At 38.8% G+C, this 25038-nt stretch carries 28 protein-coding genes and 1 riboswitch; of the genes, 16 read left to right on the plus strand and 12 right to left on the minus strand.

The features are described from left to right. Positions 1 to 10: 10 nt before the first annotated feature. Genes lgt through tsaE form a run of 4 tightly spaced genes read right to left on the minus strand, consistent with a single transcriptional unit; the run spans position 11 to position 2497 of the window. Positions 11 to 838, minus strand: coding sequence for a prolipoprotein diacylglyceryl transferase (gene lgt, locus EDC37_RS04585; protein ID WP_132548394.1), 828 nt, complete (start codon positions 836 to 838; stop codon positions 11 to 13). 33 nt (positions 839 to 871) lie between these two features. Then, positions 872 to 1327: a ribosomal protein S18-alanine N-acetyltransferase gene (rimI, locus tag EDC37_RS04590; protein ID WP_330998868.1), complete on the minus strand. Its 456-nt coding sequence runs from the start codon at positions 1325 to 1327 to the stop codon at positions 872 to 874. Next, complete coding sequence (gene tsaB / locus EDC37_RS04595) at positions 1308 to 2030, minus strand: tRNA (adenosine(37)-N6)-threonylcarbamoyltransferase complex dimerization subunit type 1 TsaB (protein ID WP_132548396.1); 723 nt, start codon at positions 2028 to 2030, stop codon at positions 1308 to 1310. The genes rimI and tsaB overlap by 20 nt, the downstream gene beginning before the upstream one ends. Beyond that, the gene (tsaE, locus tag EDC37_RS04600) at positions 2012 to 2497 is read right to left on the minus strand and encodes a tRNA (adenosine(37)-N6)-threonylcarbamoyltransferase complex ATPase subunit type 1 TsaE (RefSeq protein ID WP_132548398.1); all 486 of its coding nucleotides are present in this window, start codon (positions 2495 to 2497) and stop codon (positions 2012 to 2014) included. The genes tsaB and tsaE overlap by 19 nt, the downstream gene beginning before the upstream one ends. A gap of 314 nt (positions 2498 to 2811) precedes the next feature. Here tsaE and EDC37_RS04605 point away from each other — a divergent pair, with 314 nt between their 5' ends. Then, positions 2812 to 4056 (plus strand): pyridoxal phosphate-dependent aminotransferase, encoded by a 1245-nt coding sequence (locus EDC37_RS04605; protein ID WP_132548400.1) that lies wholly within the window; start codon positions 2812 to 2814, stop codon positions 4054 to 4056. A 100-nt stretch (positions 4057 to 4156) separates the two neighbouring features. Continuing rightward, on the plus strand, positions 4157 to 5563 hold the full coding sequence (locus EDC37_RS04610; RefSeq protein ID WP_132548402.1) for a DHA2 family efflux MFS transporter permease subunit: 1407 nt from the start codon (positions 4157 to 4159) through the stop codon (positions 5561 to 5563). Positions 5564 to 5620: 57 nt separating this feature from the next. Here the strand turns inward: EDC37_RS04610 and EDC37_RS04615 are convergent, their stop codons facing one another. The 5 genes from EDC37_RS04615 to pyrF all read right to left on the minus strand — a co-directional run bounded on the left by EDC37_RS04615 (position 5621) and on the right by pyrF (position 9957). Next, a complete protein-coding gene (locus EDC37_RS04615) occupies positions 5621 to 6307 on the minus strand; it encodes a hypothetical protein (RefSeq protein ID WP_132548404.1) in 687 nt (228 codons plus the stop codon). Positions 6308 to 6325: 18 nt separating this feature from the next. Then, entirely contained in the window at positions 6326 to 6901 is a 576-nt protein-coding gene (gene pyrE / locus EDC37_RS04620; protein ID WP_132548406.1) for an orotate phosphoribosyltransferase, read from the minus strand. A 102-nt stretch (positions 6902 to 7003) separates the two neighbouring features. Beyond that, positions 7004 to 8323, minus strand: coding sequence for a PepSY-associated TM helix domain-containing protein (locus EDC37_RS04625; RefSeq protein WP_165874455.1), 1320 nt, complete (start codon positions 8321 to 8323; stop codon positions 7004 to 7006). Positions 8324 to 8434: 111 nt separating this feature from the next. Then, a riboswitch (cobalamin riboswitch) is annotated at positions 8435 to 8605 on the minus strand. A 61-nt stretch (positions 8606 to 8666) separates the two neighbouring features. Continuing rightward, on the minus strand, positions 8667 to 9227 hold the full coding sequence (locus EDC37_RS04630) for a Maf family protein (protein ID WP_132548410.1): 561 nt from the start codon (positions 9225 to 9227) through the stop codon (positions 8667 to 8669). Positions 9228 to 9240: 13 nt separating this feature from the next. Beyond that, positions 9241 to 9957, minus strand: coding sequence for an orotidine-5'-phosphate decarboxylase (gene pyrF, locus EDC37_RS04635; RefSeq protein WP_132548412.1), 717 nt, complete (start codon positions 9955 to 9957; stop codon positions 9241 to 9243). Positions 9958 to 10122: 165 nt separating this feature from the next. On the opposite strand from pyrF, the gene EDC37_RS04640 reads away from it, so the two are divergent. The 14 genes from EDC37_RS04640 (at position 10123) to EDC37_RS04705 (ending at position 21480) form a co-directional block, all read left to right on the plus strand. Then, positions 10123 to 10596, plus strand: a complete 474-nt coding sequence (locus EDC37_RS04640; protein ID WP_132548414.1) for a YbaK/EbsC family protein — start codon at positions 10123 to 10125, stop codon at positions 10594 to 10596. A gap of 32 nt (positions 10597 to 10628) precedes the next feature. Further along, complete coding sequence (locus EDC37_RS04645) at positions 10629 to 11390, plus strand: sulfite exporter TauE/SafE family protein (RefSeq protein ID WP_132548416.1); 762 nt, start codon at positions 10629 to 10631, stop codon at positions 11388 to 11390. 77 nt (positions 11391 to 11467) lie between these two features. Beyond that, complete coding sequence (locus EDC37_RS04650; protein ID WP_132548418.1) at positions 11468 to 12076, plus strand: chromate transporter; 609 nt, start codon at positions 11468 to 11470, stop codon at positions 12074 to 12076. Then, a complete protein-coding gene (locus EDC37_RS04655) occupies positions 12073 to 12585 on the plus strand; it encodes a chromate transporter (RefSeq protein WP_231039954.1) in 513 nt (170 codons plus the stop codon). The genes EDC37_RS04650 and EDC37_RS04655 overlap by 4 nt, the downstream gene beginning before the upstream one ends. A 78-nt stretch (positions 12586 to 12663) precedes the next feature. Then, positions 12664 to 13455 carry a MerR family transcriptional regulator gene (locus EDC37_RS04660; RefSeq protein ID WP_132548420.1) on the plus strand — a complete coding sequence of 264 codons (792 nt, stop codon included), beginning with the start codon at positions 12664 to 12666 and terminating at the stop codon, positions 13453 to 13455. Positions 13456 to 13651: 196 nt separating this feature from the next. Continuing rightward, positions 13652 to 14848 carry a trans-sulfuration enzyme family protein gene (locus tag EDC37_RS04665; protein WP_132548422.1) on the plus strand — a complete coding sequence of 399 codons (1197 nt, stop codon included), beginning with the start codon at positions 13652 to 13654 and terminating at the stop codon, positions 14846 to 14848. A gap of 21 nt (positions 14849 to 14869) precedes the next feature. Continuing rightward, positions 14870 to 15601: an epoxyqueuosine reductase gene (locus EDC37_RS04670; protein ID WP_132548424.1), complete on the plus strand. Its 732-nt coding sequence runs from the start codon at positions 14870 to 14872 to the stop codon at positions 15599 to 15601. A 10-nt stretch (positions 15602 to 15611) separates the two neighbouring features. Beyond that, entirely contained in the window at positions 15612 to 16373 is a 762-nt protein-coding gene (locus EDC37_RS04675; RefSeq protein WP_165874456.1) for a tetratricopeptide repeat protein, read from the plus strand. A gap of 41 nt (positions 16374 to 16414) precedes the next feature. After that, complete coding sequence (locus EDC37_RS04680) at positions 16415 to 17293, plus strand: DMT family transporter (RefSeq protein ID WP_132548428.1); 879 nt, start codon at positions 16415 to 16417, stop codon at positions 17291 to 17293. Positions 17294 to 17562: 269 nt separating this feature from the next. Further along, positions 17563 to 18360 carry a basic amino acid ABC transporter substrate-binding protein gene (locus EDC37_RS04685; protein WP_132548430.1) on the plus strand — a complete coding sequence of 266 codons (798 nt, stop codon included), beginning with the start codon at positions 17563 to 17565 and terminating at the stop codon, positions 18358 to 18360. Between the two features lie 19 nt (positions 18361 to 18379). Further along, positions 18380 to 19039, plus strand: coding sequence for an amino acid ABC transporter permease (locus EDC37_RS04690; protein ID WP_196589753.1), 660 nt, complete (start codon positions 18380 to 18382; stop codon positions 19037 to 19039). Further along, positions 19036 to 19794 carry an amino acid ABC transporter ATP-binding protein gene (locus tag EDC37_RS04695; protein WP_132548432.1) on the plus strand — a complete coding sequence of 253 codons (759 nt, stop codon included), beginning with the start codon at positions 19036 to 19038 and terminating at the stop codon, positions 19792 to 19794. Before EDC37_RS04690 ends, EDC37_RS04695 begins: the two co-directional genes overlap by 4 nt. 18 nt (positions 19795 to 19812) lie before the next feature. Further along, a complete protein-coding gene (locus EDC37_RS04700) occupies positions 19813 to 21009 on the plus strand; it encodes a trans-sulfuration enzyme family protein (protein ID WP_132548434.1) in 1197 nt (398 codons plus the stop codon). A 75-nt stretch (positions 21010 to 21084) separates the two neighbouring features. After that, complete coding sequence (locus tag EDC37_RS04705) at positions 21085 to 21480, plus strand: RidA family protein (RefSeq protein ID WP_196589777.1); 396 nt, start codon at positions 21085 to 21087, stop codon at positions 21478 to 21480. A 199-nt stretch (positions 21481 to 21679) separates the two neighbouring features. Here the strand turns inward: EDC37_RS04705 and trpA are convergent, their stop codons facing one another. The 3 genes from trpA to trpCF are packed head-to-tail and all read right to left on the minus strand — an operon-like array spanning position 21680 to position 25036. After that, a complete protein-coding gene (trpA, locus tag EDC37_RS04710; protein WP_132548436.1) occupies positions 21680 to 22462 on the minus strand; it encodes a tryptophan synthase subunit alpha in 783 nt (260 codons plus the stop codon). Then, entirely contained in the window at positions 22455 to 23642 is a 1188-nt protein-coding gene (gene trpB, locus EDC37_RS04715; RefSeq protein ID WP_132548438.1) for a tryptophan synthase subunit beta, read from the minus strand. The genes trpA and trpB overlap by 8 nt, the downstream gene beginning before the upstream one ends. Further along, positions 23639 to 25036 carry a bifunctional indole-3-glycerol-phosphate synthase TrpC/phosphoribosylanthranilate isomerase TrpF gene (gene trpCF / locus EDC37_RS04720; protein ID WP_132548440.1) on the minus strand — a complete coding sequence of 466 codons (1398 nt, stop codon included), beginning with the start codon at positions 25034 to 25036 and terminating at the stop codon, positions 23639 to 23641. The genes trpB and trpCF overlap by 4 nt, the downstream gene beginning before the upstream one ends. Positions 25037 to 25038 lie beyond the last annotated feature (2 nt).

Below are 25038 nucleotides of genomic sequence, written 5' to 3' on the forward strand. Positions count from 1 at the left end.
CCCTTGCCAGTCATTTTCCTTTTTTCCTGCTTGCCTTCTTTAGCTTCACAGGCTCTACGATGTTTTTCTTATCTCTGTCACGCCATCCACAATAAATAAATCCGGCCAAAGCAAGTATAAAGGCTATACCGCTCGTCATCTGGGCTGATGTGCACAAACCAAAAACAAGTTCGCTGTAATCGCCGCGTAAAAACTCGAGGAAAAAGCGGACTACTGAATACAACATTACATAAAGTGTAAAGGCTTGTCCTCTGCCGTGTTTAAAAGATCGGAATATCAGCAACAAAGCAAAAATAACGATGTCCAGCTGACCTTCCCAAATCTCTGCCGGCCAAAGCGGTTGGTTCCCATATACATGATGTGCCAAAGTAGTAACAGGATAGACAATGCCATAACCAGTTCCTGTAGGTGTGCCGAATGCATCACCATTGAGCAGGTTTGCGCACCGCCCTATAGCCTGGCCCAAAATTATAGCCGGTGCCAAAATATCAGCCATTGCCAGTACATCAATATTATGCTTTCTAGCATATATGATGCCCACTATCGTACCTAGGAAAACACCTCCCTGTATTGCCATTCCTCCCTGCCATACATTAAATATTTCTGTAATATGATTACCATAGTAATCCCAATCAAAGAAGAAAACATCCCACAAGCGGGCACCCACGATACCAGCCATCCCGCAGTAAATTCCCATATCGACTATATATCCATGCCATCTTCCATCTTGCTTTGCTAAAAAATAACCCACCCCGACAGCAAGAATAATGCTCAGCGACAAAACCAGACCATAGGAGCGTATAGGGAAGCCCCCTATGTAAAACAAATACTGATGCATTTATTTATCATCTCCATCCATTTCATAATATTTTCAAAAGGTCAACCACATTATCTCGGCATCTTCGTTGTTGTCCAAATAATAATGCGGACGCCTGCCAACACTTTTAAAACCAAACTTCTCATACAGGCGTATTGCCTTGTCGTTGCTTGGGCGAACTTCCAATGTTACTGCGGTAATATGTTTCATTTTTGCTATATCAATTATTTTTTCAAGCAATAAACTTGCTATCCCTTTACCCTGGTATTCTGGTAATAAAGCAACATTTGTGATCTGCCCCTCACCAAAAACCAGCCACATCCCTGCATAGCCGATTATCTGCTCTTTACCATTTTCTGTATTTACAGCCAGCAAATAACAAGCCTCTTTTTTTGCTGCTTCTTCCCAGAAGGATTGTCTTGACCACGGCATAGAAAAACACGCTTTTTCTACCTTTTCTACATTAGCAGCATCATCAGGGCGCATTTTCCTAAAGCTTATTTCCATCATTTTGTCGTTCCTTCTGCCGTTTTTCCCATAGCTCCTCAGCTTCTGACCGCCTTATATACAACGGTTCCAACGTCATAAGGTTGTCTGTTTTACCCGCCGCCAATTTATCTATTCCGGCAAACGCGGTATTTGCGGCACGCGGCATAATATGATATGGTGGTGCTACTTTGGTATTAATACACTGGGCAAATAACTGTTCCTTGCGTTGGGCTATATCGCCCATGGCAACAACCGGCTTGTCCATATGTTCACATATTTCTATGGCTTTATCCAGCGCAAGTACAGATAATTCCCGCACAGTCTGCAAAACACCTTTTTCCCATTTATGTACAGAAAAATAAACATTTCCCTTTTGTGCATCAATAAAGGTTGCTGAATATATATTTTCTACAGGATAATGATATGCGAGGATTTCATCTGTGCTTACTCCTGCAACCGGTATATCCAATGCATAAGCCATCATCTTAGCTGTGGCCAGACCTATCCTAAGCCCCGTAAATGAGCCCGGCCCTATATTAACCGCAATTCCCGTCAATTCATTTTTAGTGACATGGGCTGTCCTCAATGCATCTATGACATGATCCATCAATACTTCCGACTGAGGTTTTTTCAGCTGCATAATAACCTCTGACAGTAATCTTTCTTTCGTTGCTACAGCAGCACTGGAAACCATTGTTGCTGTATCTATTGCAAGGACTGGCATAACTTTTTCAACTCCTCATACTGGTTTTGGTATTTTGTTCCATTCAAAGTTACCGTTATTTTCCGTCTGTTATTTTCCTGCTCATAAATTTTTATATATAAATTATCTTCCGGTATGGAAGATGGAAATCTGTCCGGCCATTCAATGATAATTATTTCACCGTCTTCCTGTACGTATTCATAAAAACCAATCTCATATAAATCATCTTCCGAATTAAGACGGTACAAGTCAAAATGGTAAATGGGCACATCGCCTTCGTATATATTCATCAGATTAAACGTTGGACTAGATGCGCTGCCGCAATGTAAAGATGCGGCCAACCCTTGTGTGAGCGTAGTTTTTCCCGCACCAAGATCACCTTCCAGGCATATGACTATTCCCTCATGCCCTACTTTTCCCAAAAAGGCTCCTAAATGTTTTGTCTGTATAGGATCATTTGTATATATTAAAAAATTTTTTTCTTTCATTATAATGCACCTATCCCTACTTATATTAAGGAATCTTAGTCCACTAATTATAGCATAATATTAGAATTTACGCAGTGCCTAAATAGTATCTAACGCTCTGTTTTATAAGCTTTGCCGGTTCCAATCCATATTTACTTTTTTATCCAAATGAACAGTAATTTTAAGAAAACTAATCTTCTTGTATACTTTTATATTTTCAAAAATATAAAAGTATACAAGAATACTCTTTCATTTTGGCAGGATATCTACAACTTATACAGAAGTTTATAATTTCATGATAATATTCATTGACTAAATTTTTAGGGGGAATTATTTTGACTTCAAGTATGGCCGCTTCTCATTCAGTGGGAAAAGTAGCAAAGGATGTCATCTTCGGGGCAAGTGCTGCTTGCCGGGAAGCTGTCAGTAAATATGGCAGTGAAAAAGTAACCAACGCGACAATTGGTGCTATTATGGATGATAACGGACATCTGGCTTGCATCCCTATCGTAGAAAAAGTTCTGCGTACATTACCCATAAATGATCTTATTTCTTATGCACCTATCTCCGGTGTTCCTGAATATCTGGATATGACCACTGCGCTCACATTTGGCGACCATAGGCCTGATGGGTATACTGCTGCCGTGGCTACTGCCGGTGGTACAGGTGGTATTCACCATACAATCTGGAACTATACCGAAATGGGTGATAGTGTTTTAACTTCCAATTGGTTCTGGGGAACATATAACATGCTATGCCATGAAGCAGGCAGAAAACTTGTTACCTATCCTCTTTTTGATGAAAAGCTTCATTTTAACATAAACGCGTTTTCTGCTAAAGTGGATGAACTTATCGCTAAACAGGACTCACTGCTAATCATCATCAACGCTCCAGCACATAATCCTACAGGCTACAGCTTAAGTGAAAGTGAATGGTCTGATGTCCTTGCTGTCTGCCGCAAACACGCAAAGATACCCGGTAAAAAAATAACCATAATGGTCGATATTGCTTACATTGATTTTGCTGGCGAAAAAAATGAAACCCGCAAATTCATGCAACAGTTCTCCAATCTGCCAGATAATATTCTTACTATATTTACGTTCAGTATGTCTAAGGGTTATACTGTTTACGGACAGCGTTGCGGATCAATGATCGGGTTGTCCTCCTCTAAAGAAGTTATTACTGAATTTGCCAATATCAATAAATACACAAGCCGGGCTACCTGGTCTAACGTAAACCACGGTGCCATGGCATTGCTTGTTGCCATAAATAAGGATAAGACTTTACAAAAACAATTTGAAATAGAACGTGATGCACTTTATCAGATGATTCGCCGCCGCGGTGCAATCTTTATGGAAGAAGCTCAGGAATGTGGCCTAAAAGCTTTGCCGTATAAAGCAGGTTTCTTTCTTTCTATTCCTGCTAAAAATGCTACCGCAGTATGTGATAAAATGCACGATGATTTGATTTTTGCCGTTCCACTCAAAGCGGGTGTGCGCATTGCCGTCTGCTCTGTCCCTATTAATAAAATGCACGGAATCGCCAAAAAAGTTCTGAACACTTTAAATACCATTGAATAAATAACCCCACATTTTTGCTACATATCGCCAAACAGCTTTGGAAAGCTATCCAGGGCTGTTTTTATTATTCTTTGATTTTGTACCATCGGAGGATTTTTATATGGAAAATTACGAACGGAAAATTGATTTTAAATTGATTATGGCGATTGTTGCCACAGGTATTATGGCTTTTGCAGGAGTAGTCATTGAAACGGCCATGAATGTTACTTTTCCTACACTTATGAAAGAATTTCAAGTGGACACGTCGACAGTACAGTGGATAACCACCGGATATTTATTGATTCTTTCCATTATTATCCCTGCCTCATCCTTTTTGAAAAAGAGGTTCTCGACAAAGTCCTTGTTTGTGACAGCGGCAATTTTCTTTCTTGCCGGTACTATTCTCGATGCCTGTGCCCCATCTTTCTCACTGCTGCTTTCTGGCAGAATCCTACAGGGTTTTGGTGCGGGGATCGCCCTGCCGCTTATGTTTAACATTGTTTTGGAACAAGTACCCTTTTCTCATATGGGAACAATGATGGGAGTTGCTACTCTCATTCTCGCGGTTTCACCGGCAGTGGGTCCTTCTTTCGGTGGTTTTGTCATTAATTATTGGGGCTGGCGGATGATCTTCATTTCCTTGCTGCCATTACTAATAATCTCGCTGCTTATCGGTATCTTTTCAATCCGTACCATCGTAAAGCCAGTGCAAATTCCCTTTGATTGGCCTAGCTTTATACTTTTAGCGATAAGTTTTAGCAGTCTTATTTTTGCCACAAGCAGCGTCGGCACGCTCGGCTGGCACAATCCTCTCATATTAAGTGAATTTTTTATCTGCATCCTCACTTTCATTATTTTCTACAAATCCGCCAGTCGAAAGAAAAATCCCATTTTCCATCCGTCTGTTTTTCGCATAAAAACATTTACACTAAGTGTTATCGTCATTGGTATTGTACAATTCATCTGCCTCGGTCTTGGCTTTCTAATTCCCAATTATTCCCAACTTGTCTCTGGTCAAAAAGCACTGGTTGCCGGCCTTTTGCTATTACCCGGTTGTATTGTCGGTGCCTTTATTCCCCCTTTTAGCGGCCGTCTTTTAGACCGTATCGGCGCAAAAAGACCTATTCTATTAGGCAATATCTGCATTATCGTAGCTGCCTTTCTCTATAGCATTTTAGCCCAGCAGATTACAACTATGCAGTTTACTATTATTTACATAATCTTTACTATCGGCCAAGGTTTCAGCAGTGGTACTTCCATGACCAATGGGCTGCGCCAGCTTCCCGAAAACTTGAGCACCGACGGAAACGCCGTCTGTACGACAATCCAACAATTAGCTGGTGCTGTTGGTACTGCCGTTGTCACGACCCTTGTCTCCGCCGCGCAAGAACAATTCCCCGATCAATTGCCTTATGCTACTATGCTCGGCAGTAGGGATGCGTTGTTCTTATTATTTGCCTTAGCATGTATTGCCCTTATCTGTTCCATGATTATTTTCCGCAATATAAAAAAACCACAGACTACTTAAACATTCTGCCATAAAAATAAAATCCGCCCTGCCTTTGATATTTAGGCAGAGCGGCTTTTATTTTCCTGCATTAACTCTCGTCCGTATCTTTTGTAAATGCGGAAAAAGCTTTACTTCAAGTTTATTAACAAGCTCTTGCAATTCGTGGGAATCAAAATCATAACTGACTTCCGGAATGTCAAATACTCTACTTTCCCCAAAAAATTCATCACGAAAAACATTGTAATAAATTATAAAATTACTCTTATTGGTAAAATCGCTGTAATCAAAAATAATGTATGAACCATTTATGACGCGTACCGGTTGGTCGGGTGTTATGAACAACTTAAAACCGGCGAACGTTTCCGGCAGCATTTTTTTATAATCCCATTGCATAATTTTTTTATCATGCACAATAGAAGTTATATGTTTGGGATTAAAAGTCTGCATATCAGCCAGCAAATCGTCACACCTTTCCTGAAGTATCTTTTGAAAAGCTGCAAGATCCGCATAAATATATTCTATCACGCAAAATTCTGTGAGCCCAATCCGCATACGCAATTTGTACTCATTTGTTTCTTCATGATAATATACCGTCACGCTGCGATGCGTTTCTTTATTTTCATAACGGTAAAGATCCAGTACATCACCTTTTTCCTGCATAAGCAGCACGTAATCAAACCCGTGTATTTGTTTAGGCAGCGTCTTCATGTACTCCCATGTTTCGATCTGCGCCATTATCTTTTCTTTTGTTGCCGCCTTCATATTATCACCGCTGTAAACTTATTTACCGGTACGACCACGTTTTGTCATTGGCACATTATCTTTGCAAAGTGGACAATCTTCCTGTTTATATGTAGTAACATTCAGTTTCAAAAGTGCTTCGTGTGGTACATCACCAAAATCAGCTTTGCCGCCGCTTCTATCAACCAATAAACCGACACCGACAGGTATGGCACCTTCACTCCGGACAACATCAATAACTTCTTTGACAGATCCACCGGTAGTAACTATATCTTCAACAATCAGGACACGTTCCCCTGCTGCCAAAGAGAACCCACGCCGAAAAGCCATCTTGCCATTTACGCGTTCCGTAAAAATTGCGCGCGTACCAAGTGCTTTACCAACTTCATGAGCCAATAAAATACCGCCTGTCATCGGTCCTACCACAGTTTGGATCTGTTTATCAGCAAACCTGGCGGCCAGTTCCTTACAAAGTGCTTCCGTATATTCAGGATGCTGCAACACATTGAATTTTTCCACATACATGGGGCTGTGCAACCCAGAGGTCAGTAAAAAATGCCCCTTCATTATAGCGTTTGTTTTTAAAAGTAAATTCTTTACTTCCTGTTCAGTCATATTTTATCTCTCCTACTTTTCATTTACGCTATTATATCATTCAGCAATATTTTTGTCATGCCCGCCAATAAATACTTCGTATCTAAGTAGGTTAGCTATAGTTTATTTTCGCTTATACCAATACCAAAGGCATATTATTATTGCGGCAAACAACATTACCGCCCCAACGAGCTCGCCGTTTGTGCCATATAAGGGAAATACCATACCAGCTACACTCAGCACAAATACCAAAACTGGTATCTGCCAAATACTTTTAGCTGGCAAAGCTTCTACAGGAAAATAACCATTACTGTTATTCCTTTTTACATTTGCTGACCGTTTCCACCAGCCCACGAACCCCGTTACAATAACAACAATTGTTATTATATCCAAAACAGCCCATATAATTTTAAGTGTAATTGTATCATGGTTATGAATATGTAAATCCAGGGAAGCCGCTGCAAAGGAGAGATAAGCTGGCAATGGTTCAGTATAATACTGCATACTGCCCTGCCCATCAGCACCAACAAATACCAATTGTCCCATAAATTCCGTTGGCCTGTCTTGAGCCGGTGTCAAATAAAAAACATAGCGGGAACGGTTTAATCTTTTATCCGGCATATCAATTGATAAAATATACTTTTTATTGAACTGCTGGTTTATAAAACTGATTGCCTCTGGTAAGCTAACGTGTTCGGCATTTATCTGGGGAGACATATTTTGTGATGCCGCTGCCTTTACATTGCTTATATAACTGCCATAACCAAGAGAAAATACGACGATCATCACACCACTAAAACACAAAAGGGCTGCCCATGCGGCCGTGGCTATGCCTAAAAATTTGTGCCAGCCAAACCAGCCTGCCGCTGATGAAGTATGGGAAATCTCAGCAAATCTAGTTTTCTTCATAAATGGTTCATAAATGAATATTCCTGATACGACTGATACGAAACTCAGCAAACACATAAAACCCAAAAATACCATGCCGCCCTTGCCAAGTCCCATATACATATGTAATAGATGCATTATATGCATAAATTTAGCAACAAATGGAGACTTCACAACTTCTCTGTGCCAATTCTGCAAAGTATTATCATCAGGATAATACGCAACTTGCTCGCCACCCATACTCAAACGTGCATCCACAATTTTTTTACTATCCTTATCCTGGATACGGTAGAGAATACGGCCATCATCCGGTTGCACTGAAATTGCTTTTACAACTTTATTCGGATAATTTGTCAGTATAGTATTTTCACCATCTTCTACATGTTGCCAAACGGAAGAATAATTAAGTGAAGCATGCTGCATATTCTCCTGTACCATATTATAATCATGTATTTCCATCTTAAACAAAAGCGGCAGCCCTGTAATACAGAGCAGCAAAAAGAATACGACACAAAGCAAACTTATCCATCGATGAATCTTATACCAATACTGCACATTTGTCATCTCCCTGAAAAATTACAAAAAAAATAAGCCCCTTCTGAAAAGAAATGGCTTTTATCTATAAAATGACTAAGATAATCCCCTCCCTATCGCTCGCAGGTAATAATGGTGATTTTTAAACAGGCAGTTCTCCTGACTTAGGTTCATTACCTTATCGCGTCTTCCCAGTAAAACCAGTGACATTTTGCGATAGACTCCCCTTACAGTGGCGGGACCGTGCCGGTTTTTACCGGCTTCTCTATTAAGTCTTACGACACCTGTTCGACAATATTCAGTTACAATAACAAATATACTTTCCCTTTTTATAATTGTCAATGATTTACTGCAAATATATTTTTTATTCTATTAGCTTGCAGCCTGCCCTTTTACAAAGTTCATATAATTGATGTAATGGCAAACCTACTACATTTGAATATGAGCCATCTATTTTCTTTATAAAAATTGCGCTTTTGCCTTGTACTGCATATGAACCAGCTTTATCCAAAGGCTCTCCGGTGGCTGTATATCTTTCTATTTCTTTCTGTGATAAGTCTGCCATTTCTACTTCTGTAGTAGAAAAAGCCTGCCAAATTTTATCATTATAAACAAGCGCAATTCCAGTATATACCTGATGTACCTTACCGGACAATTTCTTTAACATAGTACCCGCATCAGCTGCATCAATTGGTTTCCCGTATATTTCCTTTCCCAACACCACGACTGTATCTGCACCTATAACCCAAGTATCTTGATGTTTCGCCGCTATCTGCTTTGCCTTCAGCAAAGCATTTTCCTTTACCACCTCTGCCGGCAGACCATGTTTTACTTCCTTTGCCGATGATGGTTCAAAAATAAATTTGCAGCCGATCTGTTCCAATAATTCTCTGCGCCGTGGTGATGCTGATGCTAATATTATCATAAAATTCTCCTCATCAATCTACGACAGCTATTTCTGCCAGTATTTTTTTGGCAGCCGCACGTGGATCATCTGCCTTGTAAATAGGCCGACCAATGACCAACTGACTTGCCCCATTTCGCAATGCCTGTGCCGGAGTCGCGATGCGGCTCTGATCATCTGCGGATGCACCCGCAGGTCTTACTCCAGGCGTGACAATCATAAAATCTTTCCCACAGGCTTGGCGTATCTTTGCAGCTTCTTTAGGCGAAGCAACGACACCGTCAAGTCCAGCTTCTTTAACCATCTTAGCCAACCGCACTACTTGTTCCTCTAGCGGCATCTGCATCCCAAGCTTTGCCCAATCATCCGCATTCACACTGGTAAGCACTGTTATCGCAATGAGCTTGGGCGGTTCTATTCCCATTTTAGCCGCTTCTTCCTTGACTCGCTGTGCCGCCCTATTCAACATTGTAAAACCGCCCGAAGCATGCACATTAAAGATATCCACACCCAGTTTCATCAGTGAAATAAGTCCTTCAGCCACCGTATTCGGTATATCATGCAATTTTAAATCAAGAAATATCTTTTTCTTTTTGCTCTTCAAATATGTTATTATCTGTGGCCCGACTGCATAAAAAAGTTCCATGCCCACTTTATAAAAAATAATACTGTCTCCCAGTTGATCTACTAAAGCTTTTGCTTCAGCCAACGTCCGCACATCAAGTGCCACAATAATTCTCTCATCAGCCATGTACTTAAATTCCTCCTTACAAACGCGTTACAACACGCCATTTATTATAACATAACCGCCTACACTTTAGCATTTATCTACCTTATAATAACATTTACATAATCTTTACGTCTAAACATTTTTGCACTATAATTATTAACATATTATTATAAGGTGATGTTAAAAATGTCTATTGATAAAGTAAAATCTTATTTTTCTCGATTTGGTATGGAAAATGCTATCATGGAACTCCCTATTTCCAGCGCAACCGTTCCTGAAGCCGCTAAAGCATTAAACTGCGAAGAAGCACGTATAGCCAAAACCTTATCTTTGAAATTAAACGACGAAGCAATATTAATTGTTGTCGCCGGTGATAAAAAAATTGATAACCATAAATACAAACAAACTTTTGGTAAAAAAGCCGCTATGCTCAAGGCTGATGAAGTTGAAAGACTGACTGGCCATCCTATTGGCGGTGTGTGCCCGTTTGCCACAAGAGAAGGATTAAAAATATACTTGGATGAATCCCTTAAACGTTTTTCCACTGTATTTCCTGCTTGCGGCAGTACCAACAGCGCAATTGAACTCACGGTAACAGACTTAGAAAAATATTCCCAAGCTGCCGGCTGGGTTGACGTTGGCAAAGATTCTATCCATTGAATATTATGATCTTATATTAACGAGGTGATTTCATGTTATTATTTGCAGCCATGCTCGTTTTAGGGCTGATAATAGGTTTTGTTGGTGCTGGTGGTGCCGGTGTAGCAATTACACTGTTGACAGTCGGCTTCGATGTAAAAATCCATACTGCTCTCGGTATAGCTCTCGGTACAATGATGTTTACCACTTTATCGGGAGCCTTAAGTCATTTACGTGAAGGTAATGTGGATTTAAAAATAGGCTGTGCCATGGGTATAGGCGGCGCTGCAGGTGCTTTCCTCGGCGCTAATACATCCAATTATATTTCTTCTGCTGGGTTGAAATCAGCTACAGCAATAATGATGCTGCTTTCTGCATTACTTCTATACATAAGGCTTTTCCACTCTCAGCTAATGTCTAAAGCGCTACATATAAAACCTTCAGTCTTAGTTGGCCCGCGTTTTTGGATCACTGCACTTATCACAGGCATAGTAAACGGTTTTTTATCAGGAGCTTTTGGTATCGGTGCAGCAGCCTTCATCCAGCTTAGTATGTTATTGATATTCGGTATGCCGCTTTATAAAGCCGTTGGCACAACGATGATGATCATTATCCCTATTTCAGCTTTCGGTGGTTTGGGCTATATTCTTTCCGGACATATTGATTTTGTTCTCTTTCTCGAAACGCTACTCGGTCTGATGGTCGGTGCCTTCATCGGTGCAAAATTTACACGTATGGTGCCTATTCCCGTACTGCGTTTTTTTATGGTAGCAATGCCTGTACTCGGCGGCGTAATATTAATGTTTTTCGATTAATAAATAATTCCCCATTAACAATCAGCTGTCATCACCGCTAGGTCTGGTGACAGCTTAATTCACTAAAGGATATTTACATGGAAACCAGCAACAAAGCTCTTACATTTTCTCTGAAAAAACTTTTCTATATCTGGTTCATTATTGGCATCACCTCATTTGGCGGCGGTGCCATAACGCAGTTTTTAATACAGGATAAATTTATTTATGAATACCGCTGGATAACTGAAGAAGAATACACAACAATTATTGGTATCGGCCAAATCACTCCCGGTATAAATACTTTGGCTTATACCATTCTGATTGGCAGAAAACTTGCCGGTTTTCGCGGCAGTGTTTTATCTGTATTAGGTTTAGTCATTCCCAGTGCTACAATAACGTTGGCTTTATCTGCCGCATATTTAAGCGTAAATCAATATCCGGTCGTGCAAAATGCTTTGAAAGCTGCGTTCGCCTCTATTTTTGGTATTTCTATTATTACCAATTGGCGCAATATAAGGCCTATCCTGCGTCATGGTAAACAGGAAGGCCTCCTGCCGTTATTTTCTTTTCTGCTCATTATCGTGATCACTGCCATTCTCTATCGTGTTTTCAATTTTTCCGTCATTCTTCTCTACCTAATCGGTAGTTGTGCCGGAATATTCATTTATAAATTCATCATAAAAAAGAAGCCGAGGTTACCCAAATGATCTATTGGTGCTTATTTTTTTTAACAGTTCTAAAAGCAGTATTATTTTCTACCGGCGGATTTGGCCCCCTGCCTTCACTGCATACCGATTTTCTGGCTAATGGCTGGGCAACTGAAAAACAATTTGCTGAAGCTATCGCCATCGGTCAGATTGCTCCCGGACCAAATGGTTTATGGGTAGTAAGCCTTACGAACTTATCTGGTGGATTGATAGGCGCAATATTAGGTGCTATCGCCTTGATCTTACCGCCATTTTTTATTCTTCTCGTCAGAAAATTTTATGCCCGTGTAAGATACGCCCCTTCAACACAAGGTGTATTAGATGGCATGGTGCTCGTCGTTTCCACGTTCAGTATTGTCGTATTGGCAAACATATTTTTCAACCGCAGCCCTGATGTTATATTACTCCTCATTGCAGTTATAAGTGCTGCCCTTGCTGCCACTAAACGAGTATCAGTCAATCTTATTTTACTTGTCTCTGCTGTTGCCGGTGCATTGTTGCTGCATTGAGGCAGTATGTTTGTTGGAAAATGCTTTTTATTTATACAGGTATATGGAGTTTCAATTTCCCGAAAGGATGTTATTTAAATGCAGGAACTTTATTCCATAGGTGACACCGCTAAAATCATGGGAATTTCTGTGCAGACACTACGTAACTATACCAATATGAAACTTGTCATGCCACAACATATAGACCTTGAAACAGGCTATCGTTATTATTCGTTTAAACAATTTCACTATATCGACCGTATCAAATATCTGCGTTCACTTGGTATGTCACTCGCAGAAATAGCAGAAATTCTGCAAAATGGAAAACCAGACAAACTACTTGTCCACCTTGAGGCACAAAAGAAAAAATTGATTTGGGAACTCAAGGAAATGGTCGATCGTTACGAAGACATTGACTGGTATATTAACTACTTCCAATACCTTAACCATTATCGTATAGAAAATGTTCCATATATACTACACTTTGAAACACGCCACCTAATGTATGTTGACTATCTTAGCCAAGATACAATAGAAAGTGTAGAAACGCGTCTAGCCAAACTAAAAAACAAAGCTAATATACCATATCGACGCCAATATGGTTATATAATAGATTTTCACGATTTTTTACAAGGTGAATTTACACCGCAAAAGTATTTCACTTATCTCAAGGATAAACCAACAGATGTCACTAATGACAAATATTTACATCTACCCGCTGGCCTTTATCTATGTTTATGGGTTACTAAACGCACCAACATGAAAACTGATTTAATAAAAAAATTCTTTTCAGAACATCCTGCGCCTTCCTTTTCTATTGCTAACGAATACGAAGACAGCCTTGTAGAATACCATTACTGTCCATATGAAATTCAGACACTGATACGATAACATACTCCTTCATCTATATACCTCAGACACGATATTCGTTTTCTTGCGAAATCATTGTTTGAGGTTTTTTGCATAAATATATAAAAACGAGCTTGACTTTATAGCCGTTATAGACTTTAGACTTAGCTTATGCCTAAGCGAATTTATATTTTCTACACAGGCTGTTAATTCCACATTCGACTAAGGAGGATGTAACATGAAAGATCCTATAAACTTTTCCGAAGCTACCGAAATTTTATACCAAGGTGAAGATTACTCACAACTTTTAAAACCAGAAGCCGCTCCTATTTATGTAACTACAGCATTCAATATGGGGGACCTTGACGATGTACAAAAAACTTATGACCAAAAAGGTTATACCTATATTCGCACCAGAAACCCGAACCGCCGGTCATTAGGTGACCTGATTTCATTTCTAGAAAAAGGTAAACGCACACTTATCTGTTCTTCTGGTATGGCCGCAATCACGACGACCTATTTTGCTCTTCTAAATCCTGGTGATCATTTTCTCGTCAATGAAAATATATATGGAGAAACATTTGATGCCATCAATATTTTCCTAAAAAAGATGCATGTTGATGTTGACTACGTTGATTTTTCCGACCTTACAGCAGTGAAAAAAGCAATAAAGGATAATACGCGCATCGTTTATACGGAAGTTGCGTCTAACCCGACTGACAGACTTGCTGACATTGCCGCACTAGCAGACATTGCCCATGAAAAACATGCTTTAATGATGGTTGACAATACCTTTACTACCCCCATAGCAATAAAGCCACTATCTCTCGGTGCTGATATAGTCATAAACAGCCTCACAAAATTTATAAATGGTCACAGTGACGCCTTGCTCGGTTCCATTACTGTAAAAGATGACAACCTATTTGACACGATACATTCCATACGCATGTTAACTGGAACTTCTGGCAGTCCTTTTGCCACATGGTTAGTCTATCGTGGTATACACACCCTTGATTTACGTGTTCGCAAACAAATGAAAAATGCCGCTCTTTTAGCAAATACTTTAGCAAAACATCCTAAAATACTTCACGTCAACCATCCAGCTTTGGATAATTTTCCGCAAAAAGAACTGGCAGACAAACTTTTTAAGGACAAATATACTATGACAGGTATGCTCAGTTTTGAGATGCCAAACGATCACTCCAAAATAAATGCTTTTATGAATCGTCTTCATATAGCTCATTATGCCCCAACATTAGGTGGTATACGCACCACATTATCACATCCACTTCATTCTTCGCATTATCACGTTCCCAAAGATGAACTAAAAAAAATGGGGATATCTTACGGCCTCATGCGTATATCTACAGGCATAGAAGATGCCGATGATCTAATAGCTGATTTTACCCAAGCTTTAAGCGTTTTTGACGATTAATATTACACAGGAGTGCTGTTTATGGAAGAATTATCATCTATAATAGAGAAAATGATCTGTACTGAAGTAGCAGCTAATCCGCTTGAATACCGGGAACCGATCATTGGTTATGCGGATGCCAACGATCCTTTATACAACACATTAGATGAAAAGATTGGTGCTAAACAATTTCATCCGCAAGAAATGCTGCCCGATGCAAAAACTGTCATTGTTTACTTTATTCCGTTTCCAGAAACATTAATTCGCGCCATTCGCCAAGATCAGCACACAGTTCCTATATGGTCACAGTATTACGATGCTACCAATAAACTGCTCGATAAAATAGGTAAAAATATAATCAAAAAAATGGCCACTTTTAACATAAAAGGTGCAATGGATCCGCCAACAGAAAATTTTGATCTTATCTCCCTTACAGGTCATTGGGCCCATAAAGCTTCTGCAGTGATTGCCGGAATTGGCACCTTCGGCCTTAATCATCTTTTAATCACACGGCTTGGCAGTGCAGGCAGGCTTGGCAGTGTTGTTATAAATGCTAAGATTCCTCCCACTTCACGTCCAGTTTCTTCTTATTGTCTTTATTACAAAAACGGAAAATGCCGTGTTTGTGCAGAAAAATGTCCCAGTGGTGCCTTAACAACAGAACGATTTGATAGATTTCGCTGCAATGCTTATCTCGACGGAAAAAACATAAGAGATGACCAACAGGGTTGTCCCTTATGCAGTTCTGGTCCATGTGCTGATAAGGGTTTTTAGGGAGTGCAATATGAGTTGTTATACAGACAATGAACATAAAAAAGGAATAAACGCTACCCTTTATTGGCAAGCAAATCCACCTAAAACAGCTGTTGAATTTTTCCTTTATGGTGAATATTGTTATCGTTTATACGACTTTCGTGAAGCTTTAACAGCCTATAAATATGCTGCCGAAGATGAAGTTGGTGCCCTCTTCCAGTTAGCATACTGTGTTCTGCATGGATATGGAACTCCTGTCAATAAAGAAAATGCCACTAAATATTTCAAACTGCTACTTGAAAAGACTAACGAAAAAGAAGCACGTCATTGTTATTATCGGGGGATGTGTTTTTGTTATGGTTATGGAACCATTAAAGATGAAGAACACGCGTGGTCCTTATTTGCAACCTGTTCAGAAAAAATTGAGTCAGCTCTTTATGAACAAGGTCTATTTTTTCTTGAAGGAAAAATATTTGCTAAAGATATAGCAAATGCTGTCTTTTATCTACGCAAAGCCTATGACCTGGGTGAAGAACGAGCTATATTTGCCATGGAAAAATTATTTTCTATATATGAAAAACCTTATCCTGATCATATTGAACTTACGCAAGCGTATGCATGGCGTTTAGGTAGAATTTTGCGGGCAGCAGAAAAATCACCATGCCGCGAATATTATTTACGCCTGTCCGCTTGTTATAGGCATGGCTTTCCTAATGATTCTCAAGATAACAAGAAAAAATTTTTACGTCTAGCAGATAAATACCAAAAGTTTGCTGAAACTTTGCCATTATAATCATTTTATATAATATTATTTTTATTGAGGATGATAACGCTTTGACCAATATAGGAAAATTCATTCCATTGGTATTAGCCACTTTTCTGTGGGGGCTTCAACCAATCGCTGTAAAAATATTGCTTCTACAATATTCTACTGCTACTATAATCTTTTTCCGTTCCACCGCCATGTTATTTTTCTATATTATATTAATGAAATTATATAATGTATCCTTATTGCCAAAGTTATCAATAAAAAAATGGAGTATTCTATTTTTAATGGGTCTTACAGGAACAACCATATGCAGTATTTCACAATATGAAGGGCTGCGCTATGCCCCCGTCTTTCACTGTGTTTTATTTGGTGCAACAGTTCCGGCCATTACTGCGTGCATGGCTCGCATATTTCTAAAAGAACGATTATCGTTATTACAGTGGGGTGGTATTCTCCTCTCTTTTTTTGGCGTACTATTTATGTTGACTAAAGGTGCTGTGCTGCAACTTCTGACCGAACCTTTTAATATAGGTGATATCCTGTTTTTTATTAATGAATTATCTTGGTCTGCTTACATTATAGCCAGTCGTTACATTCTAAAAGATTTATCTATTTTACAGGTCACTACACTATCCAATTTTATTGGTATTATCACACTCATTCCATATATTTTGAATATGGGCGGACTAAACTTAGTCATCCCAAATATGAATTCACTTTTTGCTTATGTATTCGTTGTCATTTTTAGTGGTGTTTTAGCTATGTTAGCTTGGAATAAAGGTATTAATATGGTAGGCACAAAAGGAGCCGTATTTAATAATGTTACACCTTTTACTGGTCTCATTTTTGGTAACCTTATTTTAGACGAACTTATCAACAGTGCTGACCTTATTGGCCTTGTTGCCGTTAGTTGCGGTATTTATATTCTAATGTACCAAAAATAATTTTATTTTTTTCTTGACTCTATAATAAATATAGAGATTATCCTATACTCACAGCGGATTTACAATAAAATATCGCGTCTGTTAAATACATATAAATACTATTCCCAATATTAAAATGCCTGACAAAACAAAGATGTTTTGAACAATTTTCTTTTATGAAAATTATTTAAAGCATCTTTTTTTATACATCAAGGAGGCTACATATAAATCAACATCCATATTTTTACTGTATAAATTTATTTCAACTAAAAGAAAGTGAGTGTATATTAATGAAAAAAATTATTGTTATTGGTTTATTCTTTTCTATTTTTACTGCATTAGCAACCGGTTGTATTTTTTCTAACAATCAAGCATCTGACAAAAAAACTCTTAAAGTTGTTACATATGCCAAATGGAATCCTTTTGAATATGTAGATAATGGTAAAGTCGTCGGTTTTGATATTGATCTCATAAAAGCACTGGCCGAAGATGCAGGATATGACTGCAATATCCAAGACGCAGGATGGGACCCTATGTTTGTTCAAATAAAAGACAAATCTGCCGATGCCGCAATTGCAGGAATTACTATTACGGATGATCGTAAACAGACATACGATTTCTCTAATCCCTACTTTGTCTCAAGGCAATCTATAGTAGTAAAGAACGACAGCAGCATACAAAATGCCAATGATTTAATAGGAAAAGTTATTGCAGTACAAAGCGGTAGTACAGGACAAGAAGCTGTAGAAAAATTAATAGGAAAAAATGATGAACACATAAAAAAAATAAAAGGAGGACTCACCTATATAGAATTATTACATGGAACTGCAACCGCAGTGGTTGGTGACGACACCGCAAACAAAATTTTTGTCCAAGAAAACCCTAATGACCAACTTAAAATTATTGAAGACAAAGAAAATTTTGCCCCTGAATATTTTGGCATAATGTTCTCAAAAGGAAGTACTTTAAATGCAAAAATGAATGAATCTCTAAAACATATTATTGACAATGGTACATATACAGAAATTTATCAAAAATGGTTTAAAACAGAACCTAATTTAGATGAACTTAAAGCCCTGCAAAAATAATCATGAAGGAGGATAAAAGATGATAGATTTTCGTTTTGATATTATTACGGAATACTCCCACTTTTTTCTAATGGGGACATTATTAACTATAGGCTTATCTTTAGCAAGCGTTTTTTTAGGTTCATTATTGGGATTATTTATTGCTATCGGTGAGTTGTTGGAAAATAAAGTTCTTGCCTTCATCTTCAAAGCCTATGTGGGATTTTTCCGTGGCACTCCACTTTTTGTGCAGATACTTATTATTTATTTTGGTGTCATTCCAGCTCTATTTGGTGAAGCAAATGGAATTGTCTCCGCTATTACAGCATTATCCCTAAACGCAGGAGCATACATAGCCGAGACAATTCGCGCAGGAATACAATCTATAAGTCGAGGTCAAGCAGAGGCTTCCCGCTCATTAGGTATGAATAAGTTTCAATCTATGCGCTACATTATCCTGCCACAAGCAATACGGCGCATTTTACCAGCTCTCGGTAACGAATTTATCAGTCTTATCAAAGATTCCTCACTTGCTTCAACAATAGCTACTCCCGAATTAATGTATTGGGCTCAATCAATGAATGCCCAGTACTATCGTGTTTGGGAATCTTACATATCTGTAGCGTTAATCTATCTTATCCTTACTCTTACTGCTAATTTTATTCTAAAACATTTTGAAAAGAAGGTGCCTGTAAAATGATAAAAGTAACAGATTTGAAAAAAGCTTTTGATGGAAATGTCATTCTAAAAGGCATCAATCTTGATATCAATGCCCAAGAAGTTGTTGTTCTGATAGGTCCATCTGGCGCTGGTAAGTCAACTTTTCTTCGCTGTCTAAATCAACTCGAAACTATTAACAGCGGTCACATATTTATCAATGGAGAAGATATAACTAACCCTAAAGTAGATATCAATAAAATACGCCAAAAATTAGGGATGGTATTCCAAGATTTCAATCTTTTCCCCCATATGACAGTTCTTGAAAATATTATGATTTCACCAATGAAAGTAAAACACGAGTCACATAAAACAGCTTATGAAACCGCTATACAACTTTTAAATAAAGTAGGCCTGCTCAACAAAGCCACTGCCTATCCTGATGATTTATCCGGTGGACAGAAACAACGTATTGCAATTGCCCGCGCTTTAGCAATGAAACCTAGTGTTATGCTTTTTGACGAACCTACTTCTGCACTTGATCCTGAAATGGTTGGTGAAGTTTTAGCTGTTATGCAAAATCTTGCCAGAGAAGGAATGACTATGATAGTTGTAACCCACGAAATGGGGTTTGCCCGCGAAGTAGGTAATCGCATTATTTTTATGGATAGAGGCTACATAGTTGAAGAAAATTCTCCTCAAAATCTTTTTTCGCATCCTCAAAAAGAACGCACAAAAGCATTTCTTAGTAAAATATTATCTTCCCAAAATAATACACTGAATACACTGCAATTGTAAAATATAGGAGCGAATTCCATGTTTAAAGAAACAAACAAAAAATTTTCTTTTGAAACCGAATTATTACGCAGCGGTGCATATACACGCTACCCTGTGACCAATCCAGAAAGCATGCCCATTTACATGACCACAGCATTCAATGTAGAGGATTTGGATGATCTCGAACAAAGATATAAAGAAAAAGGCTTTTGCTATAACCGTAATCGTAATGCCAATCGCAGTGCATTGGCAGAATTACTTACTCAAATGGAAAATGGAGATAATGCAATTGTCTGTTCTTCAGGAATGGCTGCTATTTATACTTCAATCATTTCCATAGTTAAAGCCGGTGATCATATTATTGCTGACCAAACACTTTATGGTGAAACAATAGAAATATTCACAGAAATAATGAAAAACTATGGGGTTGAAACAACTTTTACTGATTTCACAAATTTAGACTTAGTAAAAAGCAGCATTCGCCCCAATACCAAGTTATTTTATACTGAATCTATTGCGAATCCAATGATCACCATCTCCGATATTGACGAACTTGGTAATATTGCCCACACCAATAATGCCTATCTAGTCGTTGATAATACTTTCATGACCGCAGTAGGATTTAAACCACTTGAACATAATGCCGATTTAACAGTAATAAGCCTGACAAAATTTGCCAATGGGCACAGTGATGCTGTCTGCGGTGCCATTATTGGTAAAAATGAACTTATTGACCAGGCGTATAAGATGCAAATTCTTACTGGCTGCACAGCAGATGCTTTTACTTCATGGCTTGTTTCAAGGGGCATGCGTACTATGTACTTACGAGTAAAAAAACAAATGGAAAATGCCCTAATACTAGCAGAAGCGTTAGAAAAATCACCATATGTTAAAAAAGTAAATTATCCTGGTTTGAAATCCCATCCGCAATATAAATTAGCGTGTCGGTTATTTCAAAATGGTTTCGGTGGTATGATAAGCATCATCCTGCCAGAAAACAGAGAAAAAATGAACGCTTTTATGCGTAGATTAAATCTTGCCCATTATGCTATGACGCTTGGTGGTTACCGGACTACATTATCGTATCCAGTACTATCATCCCACTATGACATGCCAGAAAAAGATCGTCTCAAAATTGGTATTACAAACGGCATGATGCGCATTTCTGTTGGCATCGAAAACGCCAATGATTTAGTAGAAGATTTCCTTCAGGCACTGACTGTTTACTCAAAATAAACACTTTAATAATACTGTCCCTATAATGAAAAAGAAAGAGGTCTCATGTTATTATTATGACATGAAAATCATATAATGGAAAAAAAATACAATAAACCCCTGCAAAGTATAATGGATGAAAATACACCAATGATTATTGGTCCCTATGTACAGGCCATGATATATGGTGACTTAGTATTTATTTCTGGGCAAATCGCCATTGACCCTGTCAGTGGAAAAATACCATCTGATATAGAAACCCAAGTCAGGCAAGCAATAAAAAATGCTGAAATTATTCTCACTCAAGCTGGCTCCAGCTTAAAAAGAGCTATCAAAGTCAATATGTACATGACAGATTTAGATGACTTTCCTACTATCAATCGCATCTATCAAGAATTATTCAATATTTCTTACCCTGCTAGATCGTGCATGGAAGTCAGCCGTCTACCAGGTGGGGCAAACTTTGAAATTGACATTGTCGCTGCAAAATGAATTTTCATTTTTATATTTATCTTTGCATTATTGAATGATTTCTTCTATTTTAAGCACAACTACCGATATTTACAATTTCTTTTAATTTTTAATAAAACCATCGGTTTACAGCTTCTTTCAGGTTTAATTTTTCACTTACACCTGCTTCGAAGTTACCGATGGTTTTTTTATTATTTCTTAAAAAGTTTGGTTCATATTTCTATTTTGCTGCCCGCATGACGGCATCTTTCATTTTTTTCACATATTCGCCGACAGGGCCAGGTGCACCTTTACCATACTGGGCAATAAGTTTCACTATTGCACTGCCTACTATTGCTGCATCTGCTGTTTCCGCGGCTTTTTGAGCCTGTTCCGGTGTTGCAATCCCGAAACCTATGCCGATAGGAATGTTACTGTTTTGGCGAATAACTTTTACGATGCTGTCAAGGTCTGTCTTGATTTCACTTCTGACGCCTGTAACCCCCAACGAAGATACAAGATAAATAAAACCTTGTGCTTCCTTCGCGATCATTCCTACACGCTGCATCGAGGTAGGTGCTATCAATGAAACCATATCCACATTTTCCTTATTAGCATAAGCTAATAATTCATCTTTTTCTTCAAAAGGAATATCAGGAATGATTATGGCATTTATATCTACTTCACGGCATTTGGCAAAAAATTTCTCTTTCCCATAAACAAACAATAAATTAGCATAAGTCATAAAAGCCATAGGTATATGTACTTTTTCTCTTACTCTTTTAACCATATCAAAGATTTTATCAGTGGTTGTCCCATTAGCCAGGGAACGCATACTGGCTTGCTCTATAACGGGGCCTTCTGCTATCGGATCAGAAAACGGTATTCCCAGTTCAATCAAGTCAACGCCATTTTGCACCATCGAAATAATTATTTTTTCCGTTGTTTCCAGATCAGGATCACCAGCTGTTATAAAAGCAATAAAAGCTTTTTTATTTTTAAATGCATCCTGTATTTTAGTCATGTATATCGATCCCCCTGTAACGTGCTATTGCCGCCACGTCTTTATCACCGCGGCCAGATAAACAGATAATCATTATTTCGTCCTTTTTCATTTTTGGTGCTATTTTTATGGCATGAGCTACCGCATGGGCACTTTCTATAGCTGGTATTATTCCTTCAACCTGAGATAAGTATTCAAAAGCATCCACGGCTTCATCATCTGTTACCGGTACATATTCCGCACGGCCTATATCATGTAGATAGGCATGTTCTGGCCCTATTCCTGGATAATCCAACCCTGCCGAAATAGAATACACCGGTGCTATCTGTCCATATTTATCTTGGCAAAAATACGATTTCATGCCGTGGAATATTCCTTCTGTGCCTGTTGTCAGCGTTGCCGCATGCTGACCTGTTTCAATACCACGTCCTGCTGCTTCACAACCGATAAGCCGCACATCTTTATCATTAATAAAATTGTAAAACATTCCCATGGCATTACTACCGCCACCTACACAAGCCATAACTACATCGGGCAGCCTGCCTTCTGCTGCCAAAATTTGTTGTCGTGCCTCTTTACTGATGACACTTTGAAAATCTCTGACGATAGTCGGAAACGGATGCGGTCCCATTACCGATCCCAATACATAATGGGTATCATCAATACGTTTTGTCCATTCACGCATCGTTTCATTGACTGCATCTTTAAGTGTCTGCGTACCACTTGTTACACTGTGCACTTTTGCACCCAAAAGTTCCATGCGATAAACATTAAGGCGTTGTCTGTCTGTATCTTTTTTCCCCATGAAAATTTCGCATTCCATTCCCATAAATGCAGCTGCGGTAGCTGTTGCCACACCATGCTGACCAGCACCCGTTTCCGCAATTACACGTGTCTTACCCATTCTTTTTGCCAATAAAATTTGTCCTAAAGCATTGTTTATTTTATGCGAACCGGTATGGTTAAGATCTTCACGCTTGATATATATTTTAGCTCCACCTAAATCTTTTGTCATACGGGCAGCATAATATAAAAGAGATGGCCTGCCTGCGTATGTTTTCAGCAATTCATCTAGTTCTTTGACAAATTCAGGATCATCTTTATATTTCTTGTAAGTTTCTTCCAGCTCTATTACGGCATTCATCAGTGTTTCCGGGATGTATTGCCCGCCATGAATACCAAATCTACCTTTTTTACTCATTTTAATCTCCTTATGATAGACATTATTTCTTTTATTTTTGCACTGTCTTTTACACCACTTGTTTCTACACCGCTATTGATATCGACACCCCACGGTACAACTTTCCTTATTGCACGGGCAACATTTTTACTACTTAACCCTCCAGCCAATAAAAAAGGCCTTGTCACGCCTTTCAGAAGTGTCCAGTCAAAACTATCCCCTGTACCACCTGCGGCCTCTCTGGAAAATGTATCAAAGAGCAGCATATCAGCAGCGGAATGCTGCCATTTTTCTATATCACCGCTATTCTCAACACGAACGGCCTTCCATACAGCGCAGCCCGTTTCTTTTTTGATCCTTATGATATCTTCTTCTGTCTCATCGCCATGTAGTTGGATAACATCCAGCGCAAGTGAATGTGCCGCATTGATTATAGCTGCTTCCACTTCATTTACGAAAACACCGACCGTTTCTATAGCAGGTGAAAGTATTTCTTTTATAGCATGTGCCTTTGATGGTGTTACTTGTCTTTTACTCGGTGCAAAAATAAGTCCTATATAGTCCGGTTGTACTTCATTTATTATCGCAACATCATCTACCCTTGATATGCCGCAAATCTTTGTGCGCGGGATGGCTGCCGGACCATACAATTTTGTCAGTTCTCGCACTTTATCTGCGCTGCGCATAAAAGTTTCCCCAATCAGAACCGCCTGTACATTATTTTTACGTAACTGCGCTACATCTTCAGCCGTTTTAATACCGCTCTCGGAAATAAATATGACATCTGCCGGCACCTCACGGCGAAGCTTGATGCTGTTATTTATATCTACGGAAAAATCTCGTAAGTCACGATTATTTACACCAATGATACGCGCACCAGCAGTCAATGCTTTTTCTATCTCAGTCTTATCATGTGCTTCAACTAAACAAGATAATCCTAATCCATCAGCTATCTGGCGAAAACGAGTCAACTGTTCTACTGAAAGCAGTGCACAAATAAGTAAAACTGCTCCGGCACCCAGGGTTGCCGCTTCATAAATCTGGTATTCATCCACCGTAAAATCCTTACGCAGTACAGGTATATTCACTGTAGCAGCTATTTCATGCAGATACTGATCCTTTCCCAAGAAAAACTCTGGCTCAGTTAATACAGAAATAGCTGTCGCACCTGCTTTTTCATAATCTTTGGCAATGTCAAGATACGGAAAATCTTCTGCTATAATGCCTTTTGACGGTGATGCTTTTTTTACTTCGCAAATAAAAGAAATATCTTTGCCGCGCAAAGCCTTTTCGAATAAAAAAGCTTCGTGTTTGTCCTTTGCCTGTGCTTCTTTTTTTACTTCTTCAAGTGATTTTTTTTGTTTGCACTCATCCACACGGCTACGTGTTCTTGCCGCAATTTTTTCCAAAATCATGC

The organism is Pectinatus cerevisiiphilus, assembly GCF_004341685.1.
Lineage (GTDB): Bacteria > Bacillota > Negativicutes > Selenomonadales > Selenomonadaceae > Pectinatus > Pectinatus cerevisiiphilus.